At 68.3% G+C, this 5029-nt stretch carries 3 protein-coding genes; all 3 read left to right on the top strand.

Annotated elements, in window-relative coordinates:
- Positions 1–1666, top strand: a 1666-nt coding sequence (locus tag VI238_RS08505) for an electron transfer flavoprotein-ubiquinone oxidoreductase (protein WP_414650041.1), incomplete at its 5' end; no start/stop codon positions are given.
- A gap of 1 nt (position 1667) precedes the next feature.
- The gene (locus tag VI238_RS08495; protein WP_414650042.1) at positions 1668–4391 is read left to right on the top strand and encodes an FG-GAP-like repeat-containing protein; all 2724 of its coding nucleotides are present in this window, start codon (positions 1668–1670) and stop codon (positions 4389–4391) included.
- 143 nt (positions 4392–4534) lie between these two features.
- Positions 4535–5029, top strand: a 495-nt coding sequence (locus tag VI238_RS08490; RefSeq protein WP_331650403.1) for a hypothetical protein, incomplete at its 3' end; no start/stop codon positions are given.

Here is a 5029-nt window from a genome sequence, read left to right as displayed (position 1 = left end):
GGAGAACGGCATGAGCGAGACCGCGGCTGAGATCGAACGCGACGTGATGGAGTACGACGTCGTCACCGTCGGTGCCGGCCCCGCGGGCCTCGCGTTCGCCATCCGGGTCAAGCAGCTGAATCCGGAGCTGAGCGTCTGCGTCATCGAAAAGGCGTCGACCATCGGCGCGCACATCCTGTCGGGCGCGGTCATCGAACCCGGCCCGCTCGATGCGTTGCTGCCCGGCTGGCGCGACAACCCGCCGCCGATCTGCGTGCCGGTCGCGAAGGACGAGTTCTGGTTCCTGCACGACGCCGTGCGCGCGACGAAGTCGCCGATGACGCCGCCGCAGATGCACAACCACGGCAACTTCATCATCTCGCTCGGCGCGCTGTGCGCATGGCTCGCGCCGCAGGCCGAAGCGCTCGGCGTCGAGATCTACCCGGGCTTCGCCGCGGCCGAGGCGCTGTTCGACGAGAGCGGCGCGGTGTGTGGCGTGCGCATCGGCGACAGGGGCGTCGCGCGCGACGGCAGCCACAAGCCCGGCTACACGCAAGGCATCGATATCCGCGCGCCGCTGACCGTGCTCGCCGAAGGCTGCCGCGGTTCGATCAGCAAGCAGCTCATCGCGAAGTACGCACTCGACAAGGACAGCGACCCGCAGACGTACGCGATCGGCATCAAGGAACTGTGGCAACTGCCGCCGGGCCGCGCCGAAGCGGGCAAGGTCATGCACACGCTCGGCTGGCCGATGAACAACGCGACCTACGGCGGCAGCTTCCTCTACCACCTCGACAAGGATCGCGTCGCGATCGGTTTCGTCGCCGGACTCGACTACGCCGACCCGCTGTTCCGCCCGTGGGAAGCGTTCCAGCAGGTGAAGAACCATGCGCTCGTGAAGCCGCTGCTCGACGGCGGCACGATCGTCTCGGCCGGCGCGCGCGCGCTCATCGAAGGCGGCTGGCAGTCGCTGCCGAAGGTCGAGATGCCCGGTGCGCTGCTCGTCGGCGATGCGGCCGGCCTGCTCAACGTGCCGAAGATCAAGGGCACGCACCAGGCGCTGCGATCGGGCATGCTCGCGGCCGAACACGTCGCGGCGAAGAAGACGAGCGCGGGCTGGGACGCGACCCTGCGCGCGTCGAAGGTCGGCGCGGAGCTCAGGAAGGTGCGCAACATCCGGCCCGGCTTCAACAGGGGACTCTGGCTCGGCCTCGCCAACGCGGGATGGGAGACGGTCACGCAGGGGCTGTCGCCGTGGACGCTGAAGAACCACGCCGACTGGAATTCGCTCGAGAAGATCGACGCCGCGACCGCGGCGATGCAGCCGGGACCGAATGCGCCTTCCCCGGCACAACCGGACTACGTCGAGCGCACGCTCGCACCGCGCGACCGCCTCGCCGGCGTCTACTTCGCCGCGACCGAGCACGACGAGGACCAGCCGATCCACCTCAAGGTGGCCGACCCGAACATCTGCATCACGAAGTGCATCGAGGAATACGGCAATCCGTGCCAGCGCTTCTGCCCCGCGGGCGTCTACGAAATCGTCGCCGACGGCGCCGGCAAGCGCCTGCAGATCAACGCGGCGAACTGCGTGCACTGCAAGACCTGCGACATCAAGGATCCGTACGAGATCATCACCTGGACCACGCCCGAAGGCGGCAGCGGTCCGAATTACCAGAGTCTCTGAGATGCGCATGCGAGATCACTTTCCCGTGAATCGACCGGCCCGTTCGCGACGCGCCGCTTTCCGCATGCTGTCGATTATCTTGATCGGGTGCGCGACGTCGCCGCTGATGGCGGCGCCCTCCACACTGTCCATCCTCGGCCCCCGCCTGCAGGTGTCCGGCGCCGAGCAGACGATGTACTTCCCGGTCATTCGCTCGGGAGATCCGGGCAGCGACGTCGTCTTCGCATATCACACGGAAGACGGCAGCGCACTCGCCGGCATCGACTACGAGGCGACCTCGGGCGAAGCGATCGTCGCTGCCGACGTGCCCGGCCTGTTCCTCCCGGTGACGATCCCCGCGAGCGACGCATCCGGGGTCGATCGCAGCTTCTCCATGCACATCGATTCGGTGATGGGCATCGGCCCTGCGCCCGCGTTCGCATCGGCTCAGACCGTCGGCGTGCCTGGTTTCACCACGACGACGTCGATGGCTTCCCCCGACTTGAACGGTGACGGCCGGCTCGATCTCGTCGTCGCGAGCTACAACCATGGCGCACTCGCCGTGCTGCTGAACACGACGTCCCCGGGTTCGACGACGGCGACGTTCGCGACACCCGCGAACGTCGTCATGCCGGCCGCACGCGCCGTGGTCGCGATCGACGTGAACAATGATGGGCTCGTCGATCTCGTCGCCGCCCAGGCGGATTCGCCGGCGATTTCCGTCGTGCTCAACGAGACGCCGGTCGGCGCGGCGCAACCGAGCTTTGGCGCGGCGCAGTCCTTCGCGACGAACGGCAACCCGCGCGCGATGGCGGCGGCCGACCTCGATGGCGACGGCCGCAAGGACATCGTCGTGGCGAACGACGACGGCACCCTTTCGATCGTGCGCAACGTCACGCCACTGGGCGCCGCGGCGCCCGCGTTCGACGCTCAGCCGGCACTGCCCTTCGGCCAGCACCCGAGCTCCGTCGCGCTCGCCGACGTCAATCTCGACGGCCGCCCGGACCTCATCGTGTCTAACGACCAGACGTACTCGCTGTCGGTATTCGTCAACACGACGACGACGGCATCGGGCATCGCCACGTTCGCATCGCCGCAAGTATTCGACACCGGCAGTCCCTACGGCGTGACGGCGGCCGACGTGAACAATGACGGGTTACCGGACCTGGTCTCGAGCAAGGCCGATGGCGTTCCAGGCTGGGTTTCGGTCACCATCAATCGCACGGCGCCGGGAAGCGCGAACGTTCAATTCGCCGAGCCCAGCGCATGGGCGGTCGGGACGTTCCCCGGTCCCGTCGCCGCCGCCGACGTCAACGGCGACGGCCGAGTGGATCTCGTCGTCGCGAGCCGCAGCGGCGATTCCATGTCGGTGTTGCGCAACACGACACGCAGCGGTGCGTCGAACGCGCGGTTCGCACCGCCGGTGACGTTCGCTACCGGCGACGAACCGATGCCCGTGGTCATCGCGGACCTCGACGGCGACGGTCGTTGCGACATCATCGCCGGCAACGACGCTACGGGATCCCTGTCGATCTTCCACAACGTCGTGAACAAGACCGCGACGCTTTCGTTCGATCAGCGTCAGGCCCATGCGAGCGGCGCCTTCTCGCGCTCGCTGGCGGCCGGTGATTTCAACAACGACGGCAAGCCCGATCTCGTCGCGGCGAACTTCGACGGAGCCAGCGTGTCCGTCTTCGCCAACGCCTCCGTCGCCGGCAGCGGCCCGTCGGCGTTCGGCGCGGCGCAGGCATTTCCCGCCGGCGCCTTTCCCGACCAGGCCCAAGCGATCGACATGGACGGCGATGGCAGGGACGACATCGTCGTCGCCAACATCGGCAGCGATTCGGTTTCGGTGCTGATCGACGAAACCCCCATCGGTGCGCACCAAATGGCTTTCTCTTCTCCGGTCGTCATCCACGCCGGAGGCTTCGTCACCTCAGTCCGGGCCGGCGACCTCAATGCGGACGGACGAACGGACCTCGTCGTTGCCAACGACGCGACAGGGTACGCGACGGTGTTGAACACGACGCCGCGCGGCGCGACGACAATCAGCTTCGCCACCCCGCAGGCGTATTCGACCGAGCCCGAGGCGTCGCAACCCAACGCGCTCGAACTCGCCGACATCACGGGTGACGGGCGCGTCGATATCCTGTTCGCCGCGGGGGGACTCGCCATGGGCGTCGCGACGAACATGACGCCGGCGGGCAGCTCGACGACGAATTTCATGCCGGTCCAGGGCGTGGACGAGGCGATGAGCCATTCGATCGCGCTTGCCGACCTCAACGGCGACGGCCGCCGCGACATCGTCGTCGCAGACTTCTGGAGCGTTGGCGTCCTGCGGAACATCACCACGCCCGGTGCCACCGACGTCGCGTTCGAGGCGAAGCAGGGATTTTCTTCCGGCTCCAACCCGCAAAGTGCGATCGCGACGGACTTCGACCTCGACGGCAGACCCGACGTCGCGGACGCGGATGGCAACACGGTGTCGGTCCGGATCAACCACACCGTTCCGGGCGCCACCCAGATCACCCTCGACGCCCTGCCGCCCCTGCCGCTCGGCCTCCAGCCGACCGGCCTCGTCGCGGTGGACGCGAACGGCGATGGCCTGCGCGATCTCGTTTCGGCGGATGCCGGCGACGGCACGATCTCGGTGCTGGTCAATTCGATGTTGCGATCCGGTGCATCCGTCTCCGTGGCTACCGGTGTCCTCCTGCACGATTTCCTCTTCGGCGACGGTTTCGACTGAGGCCACCGCGTACGCCCCCGCGCGGTACCGACGTCCGACGACGCATTGCGCCGTCGAGCCGCGCGAGACGTGACAGGTTCGGGCACCGGAATTCGTTGGAGTCCGTGGATCGCGACGCGGTCCCTCGTTCCCCGGAGGCTCGCATGAACCTGCAACGCCTGCTGCCGATCGCCGCGCTGCTCGCAAGCACCGTGCACGCGGCCGTGTTCACGCCCGACACGACCGTCGATACCGTCGACGCGATGCCCGGCGACGGCCTCTGCGCCGACATGGGCGGCCATTGCAGCCTGCGCGCGGCCATGCAGGAGAGCAACGCGCTCGCCGGCGCGGACACGATCGTGCTCGATGTGGGCGCCTACGCGCTCACGCGCGCGGGCAGCGACGAGGATGCGTCGGCGAGCGGCGACCTCGACGTCGACGACGATCTCGTGTTGCAGGGCGCCGGCGCCGAGGCGACGATCATCGACGGCGGCGCACTCGATCGCGTGCTCGACATCCGCCCCGCGACGAGCGCGCGACCCGTGCGCATCGAAGGACTCACCCTGCGCAACGGTGCGCTCGGCCCCGGCTCGCAGCCACCGGCGACGAAACACGGCGCCGGATTGCGCGTCGGCGCCGGCACTAACGTCGAGCTCGCG

Source organism: Dokdonella sp. (assembly GCF_036518555.1).
Taxonomy (GTDB): Bacteria; Pseudomonadota; Gammaproteobacteria; order Xanthomonadales; family Rhodanobacteraceae; genus Dokdonella_A.
Note: the sequence above shows the minus strand (reverse complement) of the source record. Positions and strands in the feature narration are given on the sequence as shown.